Raw genomic sequence first — 24,272 nt, forward strand, 5'->3', positions numbered from 1 at the left:
CACTTTCATCTTCCCCTACGAAAACTTAAAAGTTTAGCAACTAAATGTTGACAAACCTCATTATGTTGATTTATCGTTTCACATTCCACAAATAAAAGAGCTTGGTTCGGTTTCGTTTTAGAAGGTTTGATTTCTTTAATGGTGCTTTTCACATGTAGAACATCAGTTGAGCGAGTAGGACGTGGCCATTTTATTTCTCCGCCGGCGCCAATAACCCCATGCGCAAAAGGGAGACTTTCTGTCAATAACCTCATCGTAATCGAAGCAGTATGCCAACCACTAGCAGCTAAACCCTTAAAAAAAGTATCTTCTGCCAGGTTTTCATCACAATGGAAAACTTGCGGATCAAACTCGTGCGCAAATGCTTTTATTTTATCTGTACTTAATTCATACGTTTCACTGATAAACACATCACCTACTTTTAAATCCTCCAGAAAAAGTGTTTGTTTAGCCAAACTAATCCCCTCCTTATAAGCGTGTATTTTTGATTACGAATAGTTTTCATATTAATTTTTCCAGCATAACCCTATGAATTGAATTGTTTATCTACACCTCTAATAGGCTCGATATAGCTTCACCCTTTTGCCATTATCAACCCCTTTTAAATGTCTTCTTTGCTATGTTCGGAATAAAATACTATGGAATGCGCTTCCAAATAAGCTTTTGGTTTGGATTTAAACCGTTGCGAATTCTAAGAATATCTCCTTCAATTGAAGCAATACGCGGCTGCTGTTGTCCGAGCCAAGTCGGATTCATACTTACTTCCATATGATGGGTTAACGTATTTGTTTCTTCGATCACCTCATATTTCCCTGCATAGGACATGTACCCTAACGCAGCCTTAGCCATTTCATCCTTTGTTCCTTTATGTGAATCACCTGATACATATGCCGGGCGTTTTTGTCGCATCAGCTGAGCCGACATGTAACCTTCTGGATGATACATAAGAAATCCTGTCGCATCTTTTCCCAGTGGGTATATGATATTCCTCTCCTTATCTTTGGACTGATAGGAAATAAGTGACCATACTCCTATTATTTGTTCTTGTAATGTCATAAACATTCTCCTTCTAATAATTTAATATATTTATATACATATATTAATAAAAAATTAAAGTTCGATTACCATTGAAATTAATGTATATACATATATAATGGTATTAATAATTGCATTATCTGTCAAGAATTAATTTTCAGTTAATTATTGATACCTATTTTTAATTTACAGATTGAAAGGAGATCTACTTTATGAAAAATCTAGACAATGAGTTGGATTTTATTATTCAGACCTGCGCTTGTGCCAATATTAGAAAGGCAGCGCGAATCGTTACACAAGTTTATGAAAAGCAAATGGCATCGACTGGTTTAAAAGTCACGCAATACTATATGCTAGTAAACATCGCTCGCCATCGAGAAATTTCCATTAGCAAGCTGGGAGACATCATGTTGCTTGACCAATCTACCATTACTCGTAATGTGAACATATTAAAGAAAGATGGATATGTAAACATTACAAGAGATAAAAATGATTCAAGAACTAAATTCGTTTCGATAACCGAAATGGGACTTAGCAAAATAGAAGAAGCAACTCCCATTTGGTTAGAATTGCAAGAAAAGGTGGAACATGAATTAGGTAAGAAAACGTATAACGATTTGTTAGAGAAACTCCAAAGGTTACAGCAATCCATGGAATGAATGCTAATACGTCCCCTCCTCATCTATGATATGGAATTATTTTTGTGAAATCATCTAGAAATAAAGCAGGGACTCGCCTCCTGGACTTCATCCCTGCTCCGCATCAATTAAGGATTTCACTTCTCCGGCATCCGCTTAACAATCAATAAAAAGAGCATAAACAATCCCAGATAGCCAAATAACGGATAGAGAACGGTCAGTAATTTCCCATAACCCGCTTGGCTAATAACAAAAATAACAAACAGAATAAGTAAGACCGCATGCTGATAACGCAGACCAAATGCTGCCTTTAATTGCCGCGTGATTCCGAAGACATTCCCAACAACGGTATTAAATATCTCCCCAAAAATAACGAGCAGAAAAAAGACATGAAGCACAGTCCCAAATAACTTAACGATTTCCGCCATCGGAATATCATATGAGAATGTCGCTGGAAAAGCAGACAATGAAAAATGACTCATGATTAATATGAGAAATAGACCGAATCCACCTAAAAATCCGCCCCATTTTAAAATACGCTCATCTCGAATCTCATTCCCTAAAGGTACAAGCACGACAAGTGCTGTCATTAAATTAAACGAAGAATAAGTTAGTGGTGAAATAATCCACTCCCAGCTTTCTGAATGGAGGATTGCCATCACTTGTCCAACCAGACCATCTGTTTTCCCACTAAAAATAGAGATAAATACAAACAGACTAAATAAAATCATTAGTGGAACAATATAGGAATTAATTGCAAAAATACCCCTCATTCCTTTTAACACGACAATATAACAAAGAATAATCGTTATTATAATTCCGAATTGGAAAGAAAGACCGAGCTGTTCGTGGAAAACCGCTCCAGCTCCCGAAAGCATAACCGAGGTGACGCAAATGACAACAATAAACATAAATATATTAACGAACTTGCCGCCTTTTGAACCAAATAAATATACATTTAAATCCTGATACGAGTAAGCCCCAATGCGAGCAGATATAATCATAATTTTCGTGCCGACAAAGATAAATAAAAAGCCCGTGATAACAATCCCGATTGCTCCAAATGTACCGTGCACACTAAAAAATGTAACAATTTCCTTCCCCGTTGCAAACCCCGCTCCAACAATCGTGCCAATATACGTTGCAGCAACTAAAAGAATCGAAAAAATCTGCTTTGCCAACGCCTCACCCCCGTTTTATATATATGATGGGAACCTCAATAAAAGACGAGCATCTCGCATTGGGTCGTCTATTATCACGAAGCAGATAATGTATTATTGGCTGGGGATCTTTTTACATCAAAGCGTGGAATGATTCAACAACCAATGGCTCTTTTTACAGGTGATATGCATGAAGCCGTAAAAAGCAGCACAATTCTAGAGCAATTACAGCCAGAACGGTTAGAAGTATGTTATGGTGATTCCGTTTTATATCCTGCCGTTCAACTGAAAACTTACGTGAGCAAAATGGAAAGAAAGCTAAGGTTAAATAGTTGATCGTTGCCTCCTTAAAAATTTCATATATGAGGAGTTGCGTCAATGACCATCATGCCATATATTTTATAAGGTATTCTATTTTTATTGGAATTATTTGCGCTTGTTGCCTTTTCCATTTTGGGCTTCCAACTTATGAAGCCCCTATTTTTTAATTTTATTTGGTATCGGAATTCCCTCCGTCATCGCAACGTTCTGGGGATTGAACCTTTCCCCAAAAGCAGCAATTAAACTTCCTTTTTCAATAAAGCTTATACTTCAGTTTACTATATTCGTCTTAGCTGCACTTTCCCTGCACACCATCGGAAAAAGCGGCATTGGAATTGTATTTATCTTGACTATTGTGATTAATAAGATGCTGTGATTTTTATTAAGTGACTAAACTGCTGGGGTTTTCTGCTGTTGAGGTGTTCATTCTTCCGATGAGTGACCAATATTCTGAGATTTACTGCTTTTCGGGCTTTCATCACATCTATGAGTGACCAATAAACTTAGATTTACTGCTTTTTGGGCTTTCATCACACCTATGAGTGACCAATAAACTTAGATTTACTGCTTTTTAGGCTTTCATCACATCTATGAGTGACCAATAAACTTAGATTTACTGCTTTTTGGGCTTTCATCACATCTATGAGTGACCAATAAACTTAGATTTACTGCTTTTTGGGCTTTCATCACATCTATGAGTGACCGATATTCTGAGATTTACTGCTTTTTGGGCTTTCATCTCATCTATGAGTGACCAATAAACTTAGATTTACTGCTTTTTGGGCTTTCATCACACCTATGAGTGACCAATAAACTTAGATTTACTGCTTTTTGGGCTTTCATCACATCTATAAGTGACCAATAAACTTAAATTTGCTGGTTTTCGGGCTTTCAATTGCACTTACTTTTCAAACTCATTGAATTAGATCCTAATGGCATAGCAATCGCTTCATCATGCAAAAACCCCCTAGCTACATTTTAACGTAGTAGCAAGGGGGTTATATTTCATATTAAGCAATCGTATCTCCAGCTTTTACATTTGCTTTTTCCGGAACTGCTATCGCTTGTCCATCAGGAACACTTGTAAATACAATCGGTGTTACAATGGATTTTGCCTTTCTGCCAATAACGTCAAGGTCTGCTTTTAATATAGCTTGTCCAGCTTCGACAATATCTCCTTCACCAACGAGCGTTTCAAACCCTTCACCTTGTAGATTGACCGTATCAAGACCTACATGAATCAGAATTTCTTTTCCACCATCGGATAGAATGCCGATTGCATGCTTCGTAGGAAATACAGTCATGATTTTACCGTTTACTGGTGAAACAACAGTACCTTCTTCTGGAACAATCGCAAAACCATCACCCATCATTTTTCCAGAAAAGACTTCATCCGGTACTTCTGTGATGGAAATGATTTCGCCTTTCATTGGTGAGACAATTGTTTCATCGAAGTCAGTTTTTACAGCTGCCTCACTAGCTTTATTTTCTTCGACTTTTACAGGACGTGGTGTTTTTCCTGATATTATATCCTGCATTTGACTTTTAATGATATCAGATCGCGGTCCAAATATTGCTTGAATATTATCACCTACTTCAAGTACACCAGCAGCTCCCAACTTTTTCAATTTACCTTTATCAACATTCGCTACACTGCCTACAGAGACACGCAAACGCGTAATACATGCATCTAAATGCGTAATGTTTTCTTGTCCGCCCATCGCTTCCAATACATTATAAGCAAGTTCACCAGCATCTGCTGCTTCACTTTCGTCCTGCTCCTCAACCTTTTCACGACCTGGAGTCATTAGATTGAATTTTTTAATGAAGAAACGGAATAAGACGTAATAAATAACCGCAAACACAAGACCAGCTAATATCGCGAGCCACCATGGCTCTTGTCCAGGTAAAATACCAAATAACGCAAAGTCAATGGCTCCACCTGAGAACGTATAACCGATATTAACACCTAAAAATGTCATGAGTACAAATGATAACCCATCTAAGAATGCATGCAGTACGAATAACAGTGGTGATACAAACATGAACGAGAACTCAAGTGGTTCGGTAATACCGGTTAAGAACGATGTTAATGCACCAGATGCAAGAAGACCTGCCACTAACTTTTTCCTTTCTGGACGTGCAGCGTGGTACATTGCAAGCGCTGCTGCCGGCAGACCGAACATCATAATTGGGAATTCACCAGCCATGAAATTACCAGCAGTAATTTCCACACCATCTCTTAACTGCGCAAAGAAAATCGTCATATCACCACGGACAATTTCTCCTGCAGCTGTTGTATATGCACCAAACTCATACCAGAATGGTGCATGGAAAATATGATGCAATCCAAATGGAATTAATAAACGTTTAATAAAACCAAAGAAAAATACCGCTAAATACGTACCTTCTTCAATTAACCAGTAAGATGCGCTGTTCATTGCCTCTTGTACAGGCGGCCAGATGAATAATAGTACTAAGCCTGCAACAAAGGATACTGCCGCTGTCATTATTGGCACAAACCGCTTCCCTGCAAAGAAGCCAAGGAATGATGGCATTTCAATATCATGATAGCGATTATAACAAAACGCCGCGATTAACCCGACGACAATACCACCAAAAACTCCTGTTTGCAGCGTAGGTATTCCTAGCACCGCCGCAAATCCTGGGTCACTTTCAATCATTTCTGGCGTAACTGCCAACCACGATCCCATTACTTGATTTAAGACAAGGTAACCAACAATTGCTGCCAAAGCAGCTGCTCCATCACCAGCAAGTCCGATTGCAACACCAACTGCAAAGATAAGTGCGAGATTCGCGAAAATAATATTTCCGGCATCTTCCATAACTAAAGCGACTAATTGAATCCAATCCGCGCTTAGAAACGGAAGGTAATTTAGCATGGTATCCTGCTGCATTGCATTACCTATCCCAAGCAAAAGACCTGCGGCTGGTAGCAATGCTACCGGCAGCATTAACGCTTTTCCGACTTTCTGCAACACACCAAAAGCCTTTTTAAACATTGTTATCCTCCTCCAATTTTTACTATCCAACAAACACTTTTGAAGAACAAAAAAGACATGAGTAGAGATCACGATAAACGAATGGCAAGGAGCTTGTAACCCTTGTCATTTATTCATGTGATTATCTCAACTCATGCCTGATCGAATCAGTAACACGTAAGATAGCATTAATCTATTTTATTGTTTAGCCGCTGGAGATGCATCGTTAAGTAAACAACTTCTCCATCGTAAACAGAAGTATTTAGTGTTTGTTGCATAATTTTAATTAGCTTCCATGCAAGATTATAGCATACTGGATATTCCGTTTTCAAGAGGTTTGCTATTTTTTCTGGTTCCTCAATAAACTCATTGTTAGTTATTCGTTCAATTGTATAACGCAAATGTCTTACAAGACGTAGGTAATGAATGCTTTCTCTATCAATCTGTATTTCTAATTGGTCTTCAATCACATTAATCAGTTTCGTCACAAGCTGAGAATATTTATTTAAATCAGCAATTGCTTTATCTGTAATTGCACTATGAATATGCAATGCAATAAAACCAATTTCCCCTTCTGGCAGTTCGACCTGCAGCGATTGATTAATATAATCAACAACATCAGCGGCAATTTCATATTCTGCAGGATAAAGCGCTTTTGTTTCTTTTAAAAACGGATTTTTAATCGCCATTCCTTTTAATAAACGCGTAATTGCAAATGCGGTGTGGTCCGTGAGTGCAACATGCACCTTTTCATGTAAAGGTGTATTTGATCTTGCTTGAATGATATTAATTGATTCAATAATCGTTTTTAATACCGCTTCATCCACCTGAGGCAAAAGCTTAATATAATTTGCTTGTTCCCTTTCATTTCTTAATACAAATAGCTTTTCAATCGCATCCTCCGTAATTGTATCATTCTTTTTCCGGTTAAATCCGATACCTTTCCCAATTAAAACTACTTCCTGCCCCTCGTCATCACTTGCAATCAACACATTGTTATTCAATGCCTTTTTTACTGTATATAAGACCAAGGTCTTTCTCTCCTCTTCCTAAGGGCTTCTATCTGTATTACTGAATCCTCGTTCCTCAATTGTTTAATATAGCACAATAGGAAAAGAGTTTCATCCATTATCCTATCGAAACAAGGAATAGCCGCACTATTCGTTATGCGACGAACAGCGCGATTCCCTTTATTCCTTCACATCATACAACTCTTTCGGAACAAGTTTGATAAAAGGAGATATCTTTTGTCGACAGAGTATTGTCAAAGCATGCATTGCCCTTGTACAGGCAGTATAAAATAATGATTTATCCGATTCCAATGAATAGTGATCTGCTGATGCATCAGGTATGATGACAGCATCAAATTCAATTCCCTTCGCCAAATAGATTGGCAAAACAAGCACACCTTTTTCAAATGTATAGGTTTCTTCATTTACCAAATGGATGGGTAGCTTATCTTGTAATAAATGATAAATCTGTTCACTTTCCTCTAATGTCTTACATATTAATGCAATTGTCTCGTTCCCCTTCTTCAATTGCTCCTCCACACACGTCAATACAGTTGTCATCCATTCATTTTCATTTTGCAGGTTGATCAGTTCTGGCTTACTTCCTTCACGATTAAACGGTTCAATTGGTTCATGGCCAGGTGCAAAATACGTTGTAAAATCAACAATTTGTTTTGTTGAACGATAGCTTTTTGTCAGTGTAATTCGTTCATGGCTTTCTACATGCTCCACTGGTATGAGCGGGTTTTCTTTCGCAACATGCGTATAAATAGCTTGATTAACGTCTCCTAATAGTGTCATTCTCGTATAAGGAAAAAGATGCTTAATATAGGCAAATTGAAAGGCAGAGTAATCCTGTGCTTCATCGATAATCAACTGCCGGACAGAACGATCGGCACTGTCCCCTAGCAATCTCCCTTTAAAATAGAGATATGGTGTAGCATTCTCCCACGTTAGAAACTTCTGAGATAAATCCGTTGCAATTTGGGCACGGATATCCTGCCAATTGTTTGGTAGCTCTTTTGTATTCCATTCAGTAAACAACTGTTGATAAGTGGCTAATATATTTACAAACGCGAACTGCTTCACACGTTTTTTCAGCGGTTGAAAAAAACGCTTCACCATATATCTTCTTAATATTTTCTCTTCATCTTGAACTGTACTCGATTGCATCTTTTCTTCTGCTCGCTGATATGCACGCATATAATCCTCTTTATCCAGCAATTCGATTTGCTCCATTACCCAGTCCTCAGCAATTTCCTGCTGCTGATATTTACTTAGTTCCTGCAGCAACCATTTCGATACCATTTCCATCTTATTTGGGATTGCTATCTCTTTATCCAAGGAATAAAAATATTCTCCGATTTGCCCCTGATCGATGAGTGTTCTTCCACGAAATTTAATAGGTTTAAATTGAATACCGCTACCATTCAGATCCGAAGTAAAAGCATCAATTAACTGCATAAAATCAATGGTCGATAAATAATCCATATTCTTCATTCGAATAGGATAATGTTCACTCTCTGTTTGCGTTAATACATATTCCATCTGCTCAAACGGTGATTCAATTGTAAGGTTGCCGCCAATTCCATTTTTTAAGTAATCCAAAAACGTCATTTGTCTAACATTCGTTTCGCCTAACTCAGGAAGCACATTGGAAATATAACTGCTAAATAACGGATTCGGTGAAAATAATACAATATTATCTGCATGTAACTCCTCGCGGTAGCGATACATTAAATATGCAATTCGCTGTAAAGCTGCAGACGTCTTTCCGCTTCCTGCTACCCCTTGAACGATTAAAAGCTTACTACGCTCATTTCGAATAATTTTATTTTGTTCTTTCTGTATTGTTGCTACAATGTTTTTCATAGACGTACTCGCATTATTCCCCAACGCTTGCTGAAGTAGCTCATCACCGATTGTAATGCCTGTATCAAACATCCCCTCAATGACACCTTGTTTTATAATGAATTGCCGTTTCAATGTCATTTCACCAGATATAGTGCTATCCAATGTTTGATAATGGGCTGGTCCTGGAGAGAAATCGTAGTATAGACTCGAAATCGGTGCACGCCAATCATACACAAGAAAGTCCTCTTCATCTTGATCCATCAACGAGGCTATTCCTATATAAAGCGACTCTTTCTCAGTTCCTGGCTCTTCAATAAAATCAAATCGCCCAAAATAAGGAGCGTTCCTGAGTCTTTGTAATGTTTGTATTTCTGCACTTATTTTCCCGTGGAATTGCTCTTTCTGGGATAATATTGCAGCTTGCTGCTTAATACTTTCCTGCGTTTCTATGATATCATCCATTTCTTCAAGATTAACCGTTACATCATCCCAAAATGTTTTACGCAGCTCAACAACGCTTTGTTTTAATCCTGCAGATCGTGCCTCAAGATTTTCTTCTTTATTGTTGATCACTTCTACTACCTTCTCAACCCGACGCTGTTCATATTGGCGATTTTCAGTATCGTGACTCATTGCATCCATCCCTCTCTCAATAAATTTCATTTTTTAGTTGACAACAGCAGAAATTGTTTGATATAATATAGTTGGATAGTTATGATATCACAAAATGATATTTAATAACTAAGTTAGTATAGCATATTTATTTACCTGTGACAATATATTATTTACTTATTTTATAACACGTTATCCGAGAAGCAGCGCGACACACGCGGCTTCTTTTTTTGCACTTATAATAGAGAACAATCATCTTTCCCCTCCATAATTATGAGCTTTAGAAGGACTATCAGCATTTTACAAGTAAACGGCAATTAATCAAACTCAAGCTGCATCGATCGCTAAAAATCAAACAGTGACAGGCACCTCTTTCATATAGTATGATAAAAGAATCTTTAAGAACAGAAGGGATTATTGGAATGGCAATACATGAAGAAGTAAAAAAACGAAAAACATTTGCGATTATTTCGCATCCCGATGCAGGAAAAACAACAATGACAGAAAAGCTGCTATTATATGGGAATCTGATTCGTTCAGCTGGTACCGTAAAAGGGAAAAAATCAGGGAAATTTGCAACATCAGACTGGATGGAGATCGAGAAACAACGTGGGATTTCCGTTACCTCCAGTGTAATGAACTTTTTCTATGAAGGCTATCACGTGAATATTCTCGATACTCCTGGACATGAGGATTTTAGTGAAGATACGTACCGCACATTAACAGCTGTCGATAGTGTTGTGATGATTATTGATTCCACTAAAGGAATCGAGCCCCAAACAATCAAGCTGTTTAAAGTATGCCGTATGCGCGGTATTCCTATATTTACGTTTATAAATAAATTAGACCGTGAAGGTAAAGAACCACTTGAGTTATTAGAGGAAATTGAGCAGGTGCTTGAAATTGAAACATATCCAATGAATTGGCCAGTTGGAATGGGCAAACAATTCCTTGGCATATTCGATCGTTATGGTAAGCAATTTGTGAAGCACCATACCAATGAAGAAGAAACCTATATTCCATATGCTGAATTAGATAATGTCGAGCATAAGGAGCTGACAAGGAACCCGACGTACGAAGCAGCCAAGGATGAGCTGGAATTAGTCGCTGAAGCAGGCGATCAATTTTCACTTGATGCAATCATGAAAGGTGAGCAAACACCTGTCTTTTTCGGTAGCGCCCTTGCTCCATTTGGTGTCGAGCTCTTTTTCAATACATTTATCTCGATGGCACCAACACCAACACCTAGAAAGACAACAGAGGGAATTGTCCAACCAGACCATGAAGATTTTTCTGGATTTATTTTCAAAATCCAAGCCAACATGAATCCTGCTCACCGTGATCGAATTGCATTTTTAAGAGTTTGCTCCGGGAAGTTCGAACGTGGGATGAGCGTCAAATTATCACGAACAGGGAAAATATTCAAACTTTCCCAATCTCAACAAATGGTTGCTTCAACTAGAGAAACTGTTGAGGAAGCATATGCGGGCGATATTATTGGCATTTACGATCCAAATGCTTATCAAATCGGTGATACATTAATAGCTGGCAAGGAAACAATCGAGTACGACGAACTGCCAGTATTCCCTCCAGAATTATTTAAAAAAGTGGCTGCAAAAAACGTTATGAAATCAAAGCAATTTAGAAAAGGAATCGAACAGCTCGTTCAAGAAGGAGCTATTCAATTATTCCGCGACCGGCTTACCGATTCCTTTATTTTAGGAGCTGTAGGCGAGCTACAATATGACGTATTTAAATATCGAATGCAAAATGAATATAATGCAGAGGTTTTATTTGAATCGATTGGGGAGCGAATTCCCCGCTGGTTAAAAGAAGATCAGGTTGATGAATCTTTATTTGATAGCGGGAATTTACTTGTTAAAGACCGTCACGGCAATCCACTCGTTTTATTCCGAAACGAATTCTCATTAAATTGGTTTCAAGATAAGAACCCCAAAATCGAATTAATTGACCTATTAAGCTGATTTAGTTAGTAAGTGTGTGTCCATCAAATGGATGCACACTTTTTCTTTACATTGTCTATCCTTATATTGCCATGTATGAAGCAACCCTAGATAATCATAATAAGAAAAACAAAAATCAAGGGGTGAGTATAGAAATGGGTGAAAGCAGACAGTTTCGAGCTGGACAAAAAGCACCGAATAACGGGGTTTATATCGAAATTGGTGAAACTGGCGGGAATGTCAATGACCCTCAGAAGGTCGAATTAAATGCAGGAGACACATTTCCCGAAAACACGAATCATAATCGATTATGGACAAATAAACGTCACCTTACAAGACCAGGTAAACCAGGGGTCCAATAAGTTCCATATCATTCCTCAATTCTCAGAAAATTAAAGCTCTGCAGTTCATCGTCTCCTGCAGAGCTTTAATATGTCTATTTATTCATTTGATAACTTAAGCGTATTGAACAATTTAAACAGTAAGCTGATCACAATTGCTACAACTGTCGCTAGACCCATACCTGTTAACGCTACTGTTCCGATTGTAATTGACGCACCACTAATTCCGATTGCTAGGACAACACAAGTCAGAATCAAATTTTGCGAGTTATTATAATCAACCTGCTGTTCTACTAACATCCGAAGTCCGCTAACCGCGATGATTCCGAAAAGAAGCAAGGAAATCCCACCCATTACTGGTGTCGGAATCGAGGAAATAAGTGCAGCGAGCTTTCCACAGAAGGATAGAATTACCGCAATGATTGCTGCCCCTCCAATTATCCAAGTCGAATAGACACGAGTAATCGCGAGTACCCCTATATTTTCACCATACGTTGTATTCGGAGTGGAACCAAAGAAACTGGAGAGCATTGTAGAAATACCATTACCGAATAAAGAGCGGTCCAAGCCAGGATCCTTTGTTAAATCTTTATCAACAATATTTCCAGTCACAACTAGATGACCTATGTGCTCGGGTATAAGTACAAGCGCTGCTGGCAGAATAATTAAGATATCAGACCAATTAAACTCAATTTGGTAGTACGTAGGCATCTGAATCCATGCAGCTTCCTTTACAGCTGTATAGTCAACAATACCGAATAGTGTTGCGATAATATAACCAGTTATAATTCCAAGTAAAATCGGAATTATTTTCAAGAAACCACGCATTGTTACCCAATAAATTATGGTCGCTCCTAGTGTCAGCAATGAAACCGTTACGTTAACCGCCGTATCTGTTGCACCTTCTGACGGTAATAGACCAGCCATATCCGCTGCTACTGGAACCAGCTCTAATCCAATTACCGCAACGATAGCCCCCATTGCTGCCGGGGGAAAAATAACATCAATCCAGGAAGTACCCGCATATTTCACGATAATACCGACTAGAACCAGCACGAACCCTACAACAAAGAATCCGCCTAGTGCCGCTCCATAGCCTCCCCCAACAGTTAATACTGCTGTTACTGGGGAAATAAAGGCAAAGCTAGAGCCTAAATAAGCCGGGATTTTTCCTTTTGTAATCAAAATGTATAGTAATGTCCCAACTCCATTCATGAGCAAGATTGTTGCTGGATCGACTCCAAATAAAATTGGTACTAATACAGTTGAACCGAACATTGCGAATAAGTGCTGAAAACTAAGTGGCAAACTTTGTAATAAAGGTAACCGTTCATCAACTTGTATCTCCCGCTGTTTCATTTCTTTCTCTCCTCTGTTTACCTTTTAAAATTCCAGTGTTTTCACATAAAAAAACACCTTTCCAAAAAGAACTGGTAAGGTGTTTGCTTTAGCAGCACATGATAGCAGGCCTAGCCCGCCACTAGTTGTGCATCCATATCCGTCTCATCCTTACCAGCCTCACAGGACTGATTTAAAGGTAATTCATTTTATTGTTATACCTATTATTGCAAGAAAAGGCCTAATATGTCAAGCTATTTTTTAGTCCTTTGCCACTAACTCAAAAACCTCCCTTTTATCGTCCCATTCAACCGTAACCTCTATAGTTTGGTTTTCTCGAACAGTTATACCATTCCTTCCACCTGAGTTTGTAATCTCGCACCGACGAGAACAGTGATAACCATCTTCCAATTCGACGCAAACAATTCGCCTTAATTTCCTTACTATTATTACAACAAAAAAATCATCACACCATATCATGCGATGACCTTTTTCGTATATTAAAAGCTTGCTTTACTGCGATAGATAACTTGTCCCTTCGAAGAGAACTTTTCCTCATATTCTGTCATGATATTCAATGGATCATTTATTGCATGAAGATCTAAGTTCACTTCTTCCAGCTTCATTCCAAAAGCATTGAAGCTGACTAGGGAATATTCAAATAAACCACGATTATCTGTTTTAAAAATAACCTTGCCAGTTGAATCAAGAATCTCTTTATACTGCTCTAAAAATGTATGATATGTTAACCTTCTCTTCTCATGGCGATTTTTCGGCCATGGATCAGAGAAATTTAAATAAATCGTTGCAATTTCATTTTCAGCAAAAATCTCTCTTAAATCAGCAGCATCTACATTTAATAGCAATAAATTATCCACTTCTGCATCTAACGCTTTCTGACCCGCTGTTACAATAATACTCTTCACTACTTCAATCCCAATAAAATTAATATCTGGATGCTGCTTAGCCATCCCTACAATGTACTGGCCTTTACCAGTTCCCACTTCAATGTGAATCGGATGATCGTTATTAAAAAGTTGTTGCCATTTCCCCTTATGCTCCATTGCATTTGGAACAATAAGCTGGCTATTTTCCTGCAAAAAATCATCCGCCCACGGTTTATGTCGTTGACGCATTGTCTAAACCCTCGCTTTATTACTTTTTGTATAGAAATATGAAAAGCCACGCCCAGTCCGCACTTCGCTAATCAGGCGCTTCCGCTTTTGTGTATAGAAAAAATGAAACAGACTAAACTAACCTTGAGGTGATTACAATGACGCTTTCTGTTAACAATCAATTAACATTATTATACGATATTTTAGATGAACAGCAAGCTGACTGCTGCGCTAGTGTCAGTGAATACGAGCAGATTATTCGTTTAGTTGAATCAATGGTAAGAAACAATAGCATTTCAAATGAACAACTGCTAAGTCTCTTACCAGAAATTTATCATTATGGCAGACAAGGTGTGTCCGCACAAAACATGCCAGATTACATTACAGCACATAAAAAAAATATGGATGAATGGATTAAAGCCTTACAGCATACTACTTTAGAATAAATTGGCGAATATGCTCATTCAATTCCTTCAAATCGCGTAACCGTTCCGCCATTTTCTCTGGTTCTTCACGCTCGGCATGCCAGCATAAGAACCGAAGTGCATCCTGCACCAAATACCAGTACATGCGCTCAAATAGATTTTTATCTGGAGTAATCCCATATTTATACAACCAGTCATTCCAGTTCTCTTTTGGAATGTACCATTTAAGCAGCATACCAAAGTCTGTCACAGGGTCTGCAATCATCGCATTATCCCAATCCACTAGAAAAACATCACTGTCCTCGGTAAGAATAAGATTATTATGATTAATATCGCAATGGCAGACGACAAGGTTTTGATTCCGTGTTTTTGGGAGTAACTGTGCAAGATGCTTCATCGCCTCTTGAATTTCTTGATGCTTCATTAGACCCAAAGATGTTAATAGCTGCTTTACATAGCTAAAACTATCATCCGACGTGACAGGCTTTTTCCCCATCCGCATAAGCATATGCAACAGTTCAGACGAATGATGGATTTTATACAATATATCCGCTACTCGCTGATGCTGCATTTCATATGATTTTAGTGCTCTTCCTTCAAGCCATTCCTGCGCCGTAATAACATCGCCATTTTCCAATCGTTTTGTCCAAATAAGCTTGGGAACGATTCCTTCAGCAGATAATACAGCAAGAAATGGAGATGAATTACGTTTCAGAAAAAGTCTTCTATTATCCTTTTCTGCAACATATGCATCCCCAGTAAGTCCGCCCGCCGGTGTTATTTTCCATCCAACACCTAATACTTGTCCAAGCCACTCGATCATAATTCGTTCACATCTTTCAAAATTAGCATTCAATAATACATTTTATAGTGATTTCCATTAAAACACAAATAACTTTTTCTATAAATTTTATTTATTTTGCCCACGCTTCATTAATTCCAGTAATATGTACTGCTTCCTTTTGCTTCGATATCAAACTGGAAGAACATTTTCCCGTTTGTCCATCCGTTTGAAAAGGGATGCTCGTTTCCGCAGTTATTTTCAATGTCGTTGCTTCTAGTATCTCCACTTCTTTAAATCGTGTATGTATACCAAGGAAGACGGTTATAAACAATGCAAGCACCTTCCATTTCGAAATGGAATGGATAATTAATAATGGGAATACATTCGGTTGTATTACTGCAGTAGGTATAATCTTCATCCCGCCGCCATAATAAGGATGATTTGCAATTGTCACCATCCAGCAATCCTTTAGTATTCGTTTTTCATTATCGATTTCAAGCTCCATGGACATTGGTTTATAATACATTAAAACATATATCAATGCTATTACATAACTAAGCGTTCCAAGTCCAAGCGCGTTCAAAAACCTTCGATAACTTGATTGATTTGCAGCGTGTGCGATTGCAGCATCAAAACCAAAGCCGATACTGTTGACAAATTTATGCACTCCATACCCGTCTGCTGTATAATTTCCAATCCAATATGGGCGTACCATATTATGTTCAATAATTTTTCGTAATATTTCTTCTGGCTTTCCTTTAATTCCACAACCTCTAGCAAAATCATTCCCGGATCCAGCCGGTATAAAGGCTATTCGAATTTCGGTCGATATTAAACCATTCATAACCTCATGAATCGTCCCATCGCCACCAACGACGATAATGGTTTTCCCTTCTGGGTCTGCACTAATCTTTCTTGCAATAGCTTCTCCATGACCTTCATACTCAGTGAAGAAATACTGACTATCCATCTGCCTGTAAACAGCACTGTTCTGAATATCAGAAAATACTTTTAGAGCCCGACCAGAGCCTGCTTTTGGATTAATAATAAATATATACATATACTATTCCTCCAAATCAACAATCATTGTTGGACTCGTATCCACTTCCCATTCTGGACGTCTGAAGGAGGTTGAACTGCAATGCTTTAACAGAGCCTCTATAACCTTCAGCTGTGAGCTTTTTAAAGGAGATGTTAGCCTCCGCTTTTCTTGAAACCAATCTGGATATTTTGATTGGTCAACCAGCTTCGTTTGATATGGCTCTGTTGCAAAAACGATTGAATTTGTTCGCGATAGTACTGTCTTTTCTATCGGAAAATCAATGGAATAAGTTTGCAAGATACTGCGAATAAGTTTTTCAGTGCGCTTTAAAGCAATAATTGGACTTAAAATTTTCGTTTGCTTCTTCTCTTCTTTAACCAACCATGTTCGTTCATCCCCGGCCATAATAACCGCACTAGTTTGTTTTTCGACAAAATAGATAATCTCGATACCAATAGGACTAATCAAGATTATTTCCGTTTCAACTGGTGCGTTTTTTATCTCAAAAACAGGAAAATACATTACCAAATACGTATCTGGAAAACGTTGCAGCAAATAGCGTAATAGTGGATCTTGATAATATTCTCTATCTACTATTGATGTGTGTGTAATGGTGGAAGTGGCCCACTTCATTTGGAATTGAAACAGCTTATCTAAAAAATAGTGCTTCAGTTCCTCTTCCGATTCAGGTAAATCAGCGTATTGATTGCTTTCTTGTTTCGGCTTCGTTTCCTCCACCAGATCTTTACCTCGTTTAAATTTTGTTCTTAACTTCGAAAATACGGATCGCTCATTTCGATTCTGCTCAGCTGCTTCATCTGTTCCCGTGATCGACTCCCCGTTTTCTGGATTCTCCCAAATATAATATAGCTTATTCCAATTATCTTTTTTTAGTCTGATATATTGTGTTGGATAACGATAAGCATCCCATTCATAACGTGATAGATAATCCTGAAGCTTAATTAACTGCGCGATTGCTACCACCTCCTTTGATTTTACAAGATCGTCCCTGCTCGTTACTGCAAACAGTACCGTTTTACAACTTCATATTTTGGAGTTTGCTTGGGATGAATACGAATTAACACTATTTCTGCGACACTTATTGACCACGTTTCATTCCACGTATTCTTTAGATCTTTCAAGGTATCTTTGCCTAGATTATCCGTTCCGTCCCATTTTTTTGCCAATGTGATATGCGGGGTATACGCTCGTGTTTCTTTCGGAAAACCGACAGTCATTGTACACGATTCAACGTATCTTTGAAGCTGTGCCAATGCATTTGTCTTGTTAACCCCTGCCCACAGTACACGTGGTTTATTCGGATTACCAAATACCCCAACTCCACCGACCTCAATATCGAATGAAGATATACGTTCAATCTCCTCTAATGCTTTTGTTAAATGCCTTATTCTATTATCGTCCACTTCACCTAAAAATTGTAGTGTGATATGCAAGTCCTTCTGATGTGTCCATTGCTTATACACTAATTTCTTCTGTAGTTCATTTTGCCAGCTTGTGAAATATGCTTGTAGCCTCTTCGGCAGTTGAATTGCAATAAAATAATGAGCCATCCCTATTCCCTCATTTATTTTTTTAATGACTTACAATAAGCTAATTCGCTTTCTGTTAATGGACGATAAGCGCCAAGCTTTAAATCTGGGTCTAATTGAAGCTCCCCCATGCGCAGGCGCTTTAAATATATAACACGCTTCCCAACCGCTTCAAACATCCGCTTCACCTGGTGAAATTTGCCTTCTGTGATTGTCAGTTCAATTTCAGATATTGCATCACTTTGTAAAATAGTAAGTTCACCAGGCTTTGCTTCATAACCATCTTCAAGCACAACTCCCTCACGGAAAACAGCTATATCATCGACAGTTACTTTTCCATTTATTCGTGCAAAATAGGTTTTACCAATGTCTTTCTTTGGCGAAACAAGCTCATGAGCGAGTTCTCCGTCATTCGTAAGCAAAAGAAGACCCTCTGTATCTTTATCCAGCCTGCCAACAGGGAATGGCTTAAAATGTTGCACATCTTCTCCCAGGAGGTCAATAACCGTCTTCTCTCGCTTATCGGTTGTCGCCGAAATATAGCCAGGTGCTTTATTCATCATCAAATAAATATACTGCTCATAACGAATGATTTCCCCATTCACAGCAATCTCATCTTTATTCGGGTCTATCTTTTCACCGCTATCTTTTGAAACAATACCATTAACTGTAACTTGTTTCTTCTTCAGTAACGCTTTAACTTCTTTTCTGCTCCCAACGCCCATGTTGGATAGCAATTTATCGAGTCGCATCTTTATTCTCCTTTTAGAGGCACATTTAAACAGTTATTTTATCTTCCTAAAAATCTTCCCACTACAGGGATTCTGCCCCCAAATATATGTTCAAGCAGGGTTGATTTATAAGCTAATACAAAATAAACAATTGCACCGCTGCCGGCACCTATACCAAGCATCACAATCGTAGCCCAACGTGATGTCTCATAAGGAAGAAAAAGTCCCATAACAGCTTTTAATGTCCAAACAACGATACACATGATTAGGGTGAAAATTCCAATCAATATCGTTCGTTTAATGGTTTGTTTTAATTTAAAATTGAGGGCTTTTTTTAGACGCCAAAGATTTAACGTAACTGCAATTCCTGCCGCTAGCGCCGTACCAAAGATTGCCCCTTTTGCTCCAAATACGTGAATCAGCTGACTATTGAGTAATACTTTTGCTAATACACCCGCCATTAAGCTTAACACTGCGTAATTTTGCTGATCGATGCCTTGCAGAATTCCGGCTGTCACTGTAAATAGAGCAAATAACAAGGCAACCGGTGCATACCATGCGAGCAATGAACCTGTTACTCCAATATTCTCCATGCCATATAATGCACCATATGCTTCGTTGGAAAGAATCGCAATGCCAACGGAAGCAGGAATAACGACCACTAAAATTATTTGCAGCGCTTGGTTAATCTGCTTCGTATACATGACCTCGTTTTTCTGCGTAAAGGACTCGGTTAGACTTGGCAACATAGCTAAAGAAAGCCCTGTTGCCACTGTCATTGGAATAATGACAACCTTATGTCCGTAAGTCATTATTGCAGAAGCAGCTGAAACCCATATATCCTCACGACCGCTAGCTAGCATCGCAGGTTGAAATGTAAACTGATCAACGAGCTGATACAACGGAATTGCCAGCCCAACCAAAACAAATGGACCCGCATAACGAAACAGTTCTTTAAATAAATCTCTTGTTGGTATTGCATACGTATATTTTTGCTGTGCAATTTGCTTCTTGATAAAAGGCTTGCGTTTTTTCCAATAAATCGCTAAAACTAGACAAGACGCAACCGCACCAATAAATGCTGCAAATGTTGCGAAGCCTACAGCTGTCACAATTGTTCCACCTAAAAGATGAATAATAATATAAGCTCCGATTAAGATAAAGCCAATTCGAACAATTTGCTCGACAACCTGTGACACAGCTGTCGGGCCCATCGATTGATGCCCTTGAAAAAAACCACGTAAAATACTCATTGAAGGGATAATAATTAAAGCGATACTGACCATACGTGTAACAAACGCTACATCATCAGCCGTAATAGGTGTATCCTCACCTTTTATTTGGAATCCGGCAATCCAATCGGCACTAAAATACAACATTAAAAAGGCAAACAGCCCGGTACCAAGCATAAGTAAGCTCGCAAGCCTAAACATACGCATCCCGGTTTCATAATCACCAAGCGAATTATACTTAGATATAAATTTCGAAACTGCTGATGGTATTCCGACTGTTGATATACTGAGGAAAATACTATATGGCGTATATGCATAACCATATAATGCACCACCAACAGCTCCAACAAGTACATTAAAAGGTATAACATAAATCATTCCTAGAAATTTTGATAAAAACGACGCCCCTGTTAGAAGCATCGTACCTCTTATAATTTTCGACATTATTTCACCCGCATCTTTTTTACATTCCGAATTTCATTCTACTAATACAACTAACTTCTTTTAAAAAATACCAATCTTCATTTTACCACACTTAATCAGCAGTTTCTTCCTATAATGTTCGTCTGGAATCATCAATTTTTGGCAAATAGGACTGTAAATAACTTTTCTTTTTTCATACATTCGCTTAGATAAAGGTTTAGAGGATCAGAAGTTTTCTAAAGAGCTTTTCAAATTTATTCTGTCATCTATGGCGAAATGTAGTGTATAAGTGGTAATATACATAGGAAAGGAATGAATCAAATTGAAATATGATGTAATTGTAATTGGCGGAGGTCCATCTGGGCTTATGGCAGCCATATCAGCAGCCGAGCATGGTGCAAAGACAATGCTCCTTGAAAAAGGAAAAAAGCTCGGGAAAAAGCTTGCCATCTCTGGTGGCGGCAGATGTAACGTAACAAACAGACTCCCGCAGGATGAAGTGATTAAACATATCCCTGGAAATGGGAAATTTCTATATAGTGCATTTTCTATCTTTAATAACTATGATATTATCGATTTTTTTGAAAATATGGGCGTAGCATTGAAAGAAGAGGATCATGGCAGAATGTTTCCTGTTTCTAACTCTGCACAAAGCGTTGTTAATGCCCTTATCGATAAATTAAATGATTTACATGTATCAATAAACATGAACACGAAAGTCAAAGCTGTACACTATGATAACACGACACACACGGTTATCTTAGAAGATGGAGAAAAAATAAACACCAAAACGATTGTTATTGCAGCCGGCGGAAAAGCTGTCCCTCACACCGGATCTACAGGTGATGGCTATGCTTGGGCGAAGAAGGCGGGACATACGATTACAGAGCTTTACCCTACAGAGGTTGCACTGACATCAAAAGAGCCTTTCATCCAAAACAAAAGCCTGCAAGGTCTTTCCTTACGCAACGTTGCTTTATCTGTTTTAAACAAAAAAGGTAAGCCTATTATCACGCATCAAATGGACATGCTCTTCACCCATTTTGGTGTATCTGGACCCGCGGTATTACGTTGCTCTCAATTTGTAGTTAAAGAATTAATGAAGGGAAATAAACAAGTTCCCGTTTTATTGGATGCTTTACCTGATAAAGACGAAGACAAATTGGTACAACATCTTTTAGAAACAATGGAATTAAATCCTAAAAAATCATTCAGAAATGTGATAAAAGGAATTGTACCCGAACGTTTATTAAACTACATCCTTATACAAAACAATGTTACAGATGAGCAAAAGTGTGCGAATGTGTCAAAAGAAACGGTTCGCTCGATCGTGCACACAATTAAAAACTTTCACTTCTATGTGCATGGTTCGTTGCCGCTTGAGAAAGCCTTTGTAACAGGTGGCGGTGTTACCATTAAGGAAATTGTACCGAATACGATGCAATCTAAATTAATGCATGGGCTTTATTTTTGCGGGGAAATATTGGATATTCACGGCTATACCGGTGGTTACAATATCACCTCAGCACTTGTAACAGGTAGGCTTGCCGGAATGAATGCAGCCACTGAAGCGTCTTATATGGTATATGATTCCTAGGATTTTTTTGCTCGCTTCGGTCAACCTAAGATTGTCTGATACTTTGACAGAAAGGGTTGATGATACATGCAAAAGAACGGTGCTTGGTTACCACTTCTTGCTTCCGTCGGCGTTGGGGCAGCTACCTATTATACCATGACAAGAAATAATCAAAACCTTGGTCAAGTTGCTCAAAAATTCTTACCATTCATGTCTGGTGGAATGGGTGGTAATAACAGCAATAGTGGAAATAATAGCAGTAGTGGAAGCATGGGTCCCTTTGGGATGAGCTAATCAGATAAAGCCTTCTGTAGCAATAATTTCCAGCATGAAATGTCATGAATTATTCTCTGATATTTCGCTTGGAAAATGCAATTCACGATGCAGTAAGAAAGTATCCTATTACTTACTTAGCTGCAAAAAAAGCGTGCCATTTTGGTACGCTTTTAAAATTGTAGTTTAATTGCGAATTATCCCACTTTTTATATAGTATGGTCTTCACTGTATCAGTTAGTGTATACTAAAAAAATATATATCTTTAGGGGGAACAAAAATGAAACGATTTGGTTTACTCGCACGAATTATTACTGCCATTATTTTAGGTATTGCCATTGGTTCCTTCAGTAATGATTGGCTTATACAATTCTTTGCAACATTTAATGGGCTCTTTGGTAACTTTCTGAGCTTCATTATCCCACTTATTATACTTGGTTTCATCACACCAGGAATTGGAGAAGTTGGACGTGGTGCAGGAAAATTGTTAAGTGTTACTGCCGGCCTTGCGTATACTTCAACAATCATTGCCGGAATCATTGCTTTCTTTACTGCTAAAAGTCTTTATCCCACAATGCTAAGTGGTCAGTCTCTTCAAGCATTTACAGATCCTACTGCTGGATTAAGTGAAGCATTCTTTGTAATTGATATGGCTCCACCAATGGAGGTTGTAACAGCATTATTGCTTTCATTTGTTATCGGTATTGGAATTGCAGCGGTTAGAAGTAATACATTACTAAATATAGCGAATGACTTTCGTGATATCGTCCAACTTGTTATCGAAAAGGTAATTATTCCGTTACTTCCTTTCCATATCTTTGGTATTTTCGCCAATATGACGCATGCAGGACAAGTTGCAACGATTCTAAGTGTTTTTGCAAAAGTGTTTGTTATGATTATCGTACTTCATATTTTATATTTAGTCGTTCAATATACTGTTGCTGGTTCATTAAGTAAACAAAATCCATTCATTATGCTAAAAAAGATGACTCCTGCCTATTTTACTGCATTGGGAACACAATCATCAGCAGCAACGATTCCGGTAACATTAGAACGAACGAAAACCATAAAGGCTCGAAAAAATATCGCAGATTTTACCGTACCATTATTAGCAAATATTCATCTATCTGGAAGTACAATTACATTGATGAGCTGTTCACTTGCTGTTTTATTTTTACAAGGAGAAGCAGTCTCATTTATCTCAATTTTACCATTCCTACTTATGTTAGGTGTTACAATGGTAGCTGCCCCAGGAGTTCCAGGTGGAGCGGTTATGGCCGCAATTGGATTATTAGAGGTTATGCTGCACTTTAATCCTACAATGGTATCTTTAATGATTGCACTATACTTAGCACAGGATAGTTTCGGAACAGCATGTAATGTAACTGGTGACGGAGCTATTACTGTCATCACTGATTCGATAAGCACTAAATTTAATATTACAGAAGCTGATAAATCAGAAGCTTAACAGCTAAAGAAAAAGCGCCCTTAGCAACTGTAGAGTAGGAAGCCTATCTTCAATACTGCACTTATAAGACGTAGCTAATTAGGTACTATGGCAATCAAATTTCATAGTAACATAAACAATAAAAAGGGATGTCCTCATCACATATGAGACACATCCCTTTTTATTGCTCAACGAAAACAATGTACTTCGTATATAATTGTAAAAAGGAGTTACGAATTATTTTCGTAACTCCTTTTTACATGTGCCTGGCGGCGTCCTACTCTTGCAGGGGCAAAGCCCCAACTACCATCGGCGCTGAAGAGCTTAACTTCTGTGTTCGGCATGGGAACAGGTGTGGCCTCTTCGCTATTGCTACCAGACAATCCTCAAAAACAAGGA

The 24,272-nt window shown here is 38.2% G+C and carries 22 protein-coding genes and 1 rRNA gene; 8 read left to right on the forward strand and 15 right to left on the reverse strand.

What is annotated here, in order from left to right:
- Positions 1 to 5 precede the first annotated feature (5 nt).
- The gene (locus NYE61_RS05190; protein ID WP_303450847.1) at positions 6 to 455 is read right to left on the reverse strand and encodes a MaoC family dehydratase; all 450 of its coding nucleotides are present in this window, start codon (positions 453 to 455) and stop codon (positions 6 to 8) included.
- 181 nt (positions 456 to 636) lie between these two features.
- A complete protein-coding gene (locus NYE61_RS05195) occupies positions 637 to 1,056 on the reverse strand; it encodes a lipocalin-like domain-containing protein (RefSeq protein WP_303450845.1) in 420 nt (139 codons plus the stop codon).
- Between the two features lie 191 nt (positions 1,057 to 1,247).
- Here NYE61_RS05195 and NYE61_RS05200 point away from each other — a divergent pair, with 191 nt between their 5' ends.
- Positions 1,248 to 1,694, forward strand: coding sequence for a MarR family winged helix-turn-helix transcriptional regulator (locus NYE61_RS05200; RefSeq protein WP_303450842.1), 447 nt, complete (start codon positions 1,248 to 1,250; stop codon positions 1,692 to 1,694).
- Positions 1,695 to 1,810: 116 nt separating this feature from the next.
- On the opposite strand, the gene NYE61_RS05205 is transcribed toward NYE61_RS05200, so the two are convergent.
- Positions 1,811 to 2,854, reverse strand: coding sequence for a hypothetical protein (locus NYE61_RS05205; protein WP_303450838.1), 1,044 nt, complete (start codon positions 2,852 to 2,854; stop codon positions 1,811 to 1,813).
- Between the two features lie 129 nt (positions 2,855 to 2,983).
- Here NYE61_RS05205 and NYE61_RS05210 point away from each other — a divergent pair, with 129 nt between their 5' ends.
- On the forward strand, positions 2,984 to 3,169 hold the full coding sequence (locus NYE61_RS05210) for a hypothetical protein (RefSeq protein ID WP_339317003.1): 186 nt from the start codon (positions 2,984 to 2,986) through the stop codon (positions 3,167 to 3,169).
- Between the two features lie 995 nt (positions 3,170 to 4,164).
- Here NYE61_RS05210 and ptsG read toward each other — a convergent pair.
- The 3 genes from ptsG to helD form a co-directional block, all read right to left on the reverse strand.
- A complete protein-coding gene (gene ptsG / locus NYE61_RS05215; RefSeq protein ID WP_303451253.1) occupies positions 4,165 to 6,177 on the reverse strand; it encodes a glucose-specific PTS transporter subunit IIBC in 2,013 nt (670 codons plus the stop codon).
- Between the two features lie 167 nt (positions 6,178 to 6,344).
- Positions 6,345 to 7,187, reverse strand: a complete 843-nt coding sequence (locus tag NYE61_RS05220) for a PRD domain-containing protein (protein WP_118890383.1) — start codon at positions 7,185 to 7,187, stop codon at positions 6,345 to 6,347.
- A gap of 159 nt (positions 7,188 to 7,346) precedes the next feature.
- A complete protein-coding gene (gene helD, locus NYE61_RS05225; RefSeq protein ID WP_303451250.1) occupies positions 7,347 to 9,653 on the reverse strand; it encodes an RNA polymerase recycling motor HelD in 2,307 nt (768 codons plus the stop codon).
- 401 nt (positions 9,654 to 10,054) lie between these two features.
- Between helD and NYE61_RS05230 the strand changes: the two genes are divergently transcribed.
- Together NYE61_RS05230 and NYE61_RS05235 are read left to right on the forward strand one after the other, a co-directional pair.
- Positions 10,055 to 11,617, forward strand: coding sequence for a peptide chain release factor 3 (locus NYE61_RS05230; protein ID WP_118890385.1), 1,563 nt, complete (start codon positions 10,055 to 10,057; stop codon positions 11,615 to 11,617).
- Positions 11,618 to 11,751: 134 nt separating this feature from the next.
- Positions 11,752 to 11,958 carry a YjzC family protein gene (locus NYE61_RS05235; RefSeq protein ID WP_095307602.1) on the forward strand — a complete coding sequence of 69 codons (207 nt, stop codon included), beginning with the start codon at positions 11,752 to 11,754 and terminating at the stop codon, positions 11,956 to 11,958.
- Between the two features lie 78 nt (positions 11,959 to 12,036).
- Here the strand turns inward: NYE61_RS05235 and uraA are convergent, their stop codons facing one another.
- On the reverse strand, positions 12,037 to 13,296 hold the full coding sequence (uraA, locus tag NYE61_RS05240) for a uracil permease (RefSeq protein WP_095307605.1): 1,260 nt from the start codon (positions 13,294 to 13,296) through the stop codon (positions 12,037 to 12,039).
- A 479-nt stretch (positions 13,297 to 13,775) separates the two neighbouring features.
- Positions 13,776 to 14,411, reverse strand: coding sequence for a tRNA (guanosine(46)-N7)-methyltransferase TrmB (gene trmB, locus NYE61_RS05245; RefSeq protein WP_095307608.1), 636 nt, complete (start codon positions 14,409 to 14,411; stop codon positions 13,776 to 13,778).
- Between the two features lie 137 nt (positions 14,412 to 14,548).
- Here trmB and NYE61_RS05250 point away from each other — a divergent pair, with 137 nt between their 5' ends.
- Positions 14,549 to 14,836 carry a YtzH-like family protein gene (locus tag NYE61_RS05250; protein ID WP_303451256.1) on the forward strand — a complete coding sequence of 96 codons (288 nt, stop codon included), beginning with the start codon at positions 14,549 to 14,551 and terminating at the stop codon, positions 14,834 to 14,836.
- Here NYE61_RS05250 and NYE61_RS05255 read toward each other — a convergent pair.
- The 6 genes from NYE61_RS05255 to NYE61_RS05280 all read right to left on the reverse strand — a co-directional run bounded on the left by NYE61_RS05255 (position 14,823) and on the right by NYE61_RS05280 (position 20,598).
- On the reverse strand, positions 14,823 to 15,638 hold the full coding sequence (locus NYE61_RS05255; RefSeq protein WP_095307611.1) for a phosphotransferase family protein: 816 nt from the start codon (positions 15,636 to 15,638) through the stop codon (positions 14,823 to 14,825). The two genes, NYE61_RS05250 and NYE61_RS05255, sit on opposite strands and share 14 nt — an antisense overlap.
- Before the next feature lie 91 nt (positions 15,639 to 15,729).
- Complete coding sequence (locus NYE61_RS05260; RefSeq protein ID WP_303451246.1) at positions 15,730 to 16,659, reverse strand: diacylglycerol kinase family protein; 930 nt, start codon at positions 16,657 to 16,659, stop codon at positions 15,730 to 15,732.
- A gap of 3 nt (positions 16,660 to 16,662) precedes the next feature.
- Positions 16,663 to 17,625: an NERD domain-containing protein gene (locus tag NYE61_RS05265; RefSeq protein WP_336623572.1), complete on the reverse strand. Its 963-nt coding sequence runs from the start codon at positions 17,623 to 17,625 to the stop codon at positions 16,663 to 16,665.
- Positions 17,626 to 17,657: 32 nt separating this feature from the next.
- Positions 17,658 to 18,212: an RNA 2',3'-cyclic phosphodiesterase gene (thpR, locus tag NYE61_RS05270; protein WP_303451244.1), complete on the reverse strand. Its 555-nt coding sequence runs from the start codon at positions 18,210 to 18,212 to the stop codon at positions 17,658 to 17,660.
- 14 nt (positions 18,213 to 18,226) lie between these two features.
- Positions 18,227 to 18,943, reverse strand: coding sequence for a pseudouridine synthase (locus NYE61_RS05275; RefSeq protein WP_303451242.1), 717 nt, complete (start codon positions 18,941 to 18,943; stop codon positions 18,227 to 18,229).
- Positions 18,944 to 18,981: 38 nt separating this feature from the next.
- Positions 18,982 to 20,598, reverse strand: coding sequence for a polysaccharide biosynthesis protein (locus tag NYE61_RS05280; RefSeq protein WP_303451240.1), 1,617 nt, complete (start codon positions 20,596 to 20,598; stop codon positions 18,982 to 18,984).
- A 301-nt stretch (positions 20,599 to 20,899) separates the two neighbouring features.
- Here NYE61_RS05280 and NYE61_RS05285 point away from each other — a divergent pair, with 301 nt between their 5' ends.
- The 3 genes from NYE61_RS05285 (at position 20,900) to NYE61_RS05295 (ending at position 23,894) form a co-directional block, all read left to right on the forward strand.
- Positions 20,900 to 22,174: an NAD(P)/FAD-dependent oxidoreductase gene (locus tag NYE61_RS05285; RefSeq protein ID WP_095307622.1), complete on the forward strand. Its 1,275-nt coding sequence runs from the start codon at positions 20,900 to 20,902 to the stop codon at positions 22,172 to 22,174.
- A 66-nt stretch (positions 22,175 to 22,240) separates the two neighbouring features.
- The gene (locus tag NYE61_RS05290) at positions 22,241 to 22,447 is read left to right on the forward strand and encodes a hypothetical protein (RefSeq protein WP_095307624.1); all 207 of its coding nucleotides are present in this window, start codon (positions 22,241 to 22,243) and stop codon (positions 22,445 to 22,447) included.
- Between the two features lie 259 nt (positions 22,448 to 22,706).
- The gene (locus tag NYE61_RS05295; RefSeq protein ID WP_095307626.1) at positions 22,707 to 23,894 is read left to right on the forward strand and encodes a dicarboxylate/amino acid:cation symporter; all 1,188 of its coding nucleotides are present in this window, start codon (positions 22,707 to 22,709) and stop codon (positions 23,892 to 23,894) included.
- Positions 23,895 to 24,137: 243 nt separating this feature from the next.
- On the opposite strand, the gene rrf is transcribed toward NYE61_RS05295, so the two are convergent.
- Positions 24,138 to 24,253: ribosomal RNA gene (gene rrf / locus NYE61_RS05300) — 5S ribosomal RNA — on the reverse strand.
- Positions 24,254 to 24,272: the final 19 nt, after the last annotated feature.

It is taken from the genome of Oceanobacillus sp. FSL W7-1304 (assembly GCF_037969805.1).
In the GTDB taxonomy this organism is placed as follows: Bacteria; Bacillota; Bacilli; order Bacillales; family Amphibacillaceae; genus Oceanobacillus; species Oceanobacillus profundus.

Excerpts from the sequence above, each read along its gene's own strand:
- NYE61_RS05275 (WP_303451242.1), bottom strand. The coding sequence starts at position 18,943 with ATGCGACTCGATAAATTGCTATCCAACATGGGCGTTGGGAGCAGAAAA.
- NYE61_RS05210 (WP_339317003.1), top strand. The coding sequence starts at position 2,984 with ATGATTCAACAACCAATGGCTCTTTTTACAGGTGATATGCATGAAGCC.
- uraA (WP_095307605.1), bottom strand. The coding sequence starts at position 13,296 with ATGAAACAGCGGGAGATACAAGTTGATGAACGGTTACCTTTATTACAA.
- NYE61_RS05255 (WP_095307611.1), bottom strand. The coding sequence starts at position 15,638 with ATGATCGAGTGGCTTGGACAAGTATTAGGTGTTGGATGGAAAATAACA.
- NYE61_RS05235 (WP_095307602.1), top strand. The coding sequence starts at position 11,752 with ATGGGTGAAAGCAGACAGTTTCGAGCTGGACAAAAAGCACCGAATAAC.
- ptsG (WP_303451253.1), bottom strand. The coding sequence starts at position 6,177 with ATGTTTAAAAAGGCTTTTGGTGTGTTGCAGAAAGTCGGAAAAGCGTTA.
- NYE61_RS05295 (WP_095307626.1), top strand. The coding sequence starts at position 22,707 with ATGAAACGATTTGGTTTACTCGCACGAATTATTACTGCCATTATTTTA.
- NYE61_RS05280 (WP_303451240.1), bottom strand. The coding sequence starts at position 20,598 with ATGTCGAAAATTATAAGAGGTACGATGCTTCTAACAGGGGCGTCGTTT.
- NYE61_RS05290 (WP_095307624.1), top strand. The coding sequence starts at position 22,241 with ATGCAAAAGAACGGTGCTTGGTTACCACTTCTTGCTTCCGTCGGCGTT.
- NYE61_RS05260 (WP_303451246.1), bottom strand. The coding sequence starts at position 16,659 with ATGTATATATTTATTATTAATCCAAAAGCAGGCTCTGGTCGGGCTCTA.
- thpR (WP_303451244.1), bottom strand. The coding sequence starts at position 18,212 with ATGGCTCATTATTTTATTGCAATTCAACTGCCGAAGAGGCTACAAGCA.
- helD (WP_303451250.1), bottom strand. The coding sequence starts at position 9,653 with ATGAGTCACGATACTGAAAATCGCCAATATGAACAGCGTCGGGTTGAG.
- NYE61_RS05230 (WP_118890385.1), top strand. The coding sequence starts at position 10,055 with ATGGCAATACATGAAGAAGTAAAAAAACGAAAAACATTTGCGATTATT.
- NYE61_RS05200 (WP_303450842.1), top strand. The coding sequence starts at position 1,248 with ATGAAAAATCTAGACAATGAGTTGGATTTTATTATTCAGACCTGCGCT.
- NYE61_RS05195 (WP_303450845.1), bottom strand. The coding sequence starts at position 1,056 with ATGACATTACAAGAACAAATAATAGGAGTATGGTCACTTATTTCCTAT.
- trmB (WP_095307608.1), bottom strand. The coding sequence starts at position 14,411 with ATGCGTCAACGACATAAACCGTGGGCGGATGATTTTTTGCAGGAAAAT.
- NYE61_RS05250 (WP_303451256.1), top strand. The coding sequence starts at position 14,549 with ATGACGCTTTCTGTTAACAATCAATTAACATTATTATACGATATTTTA.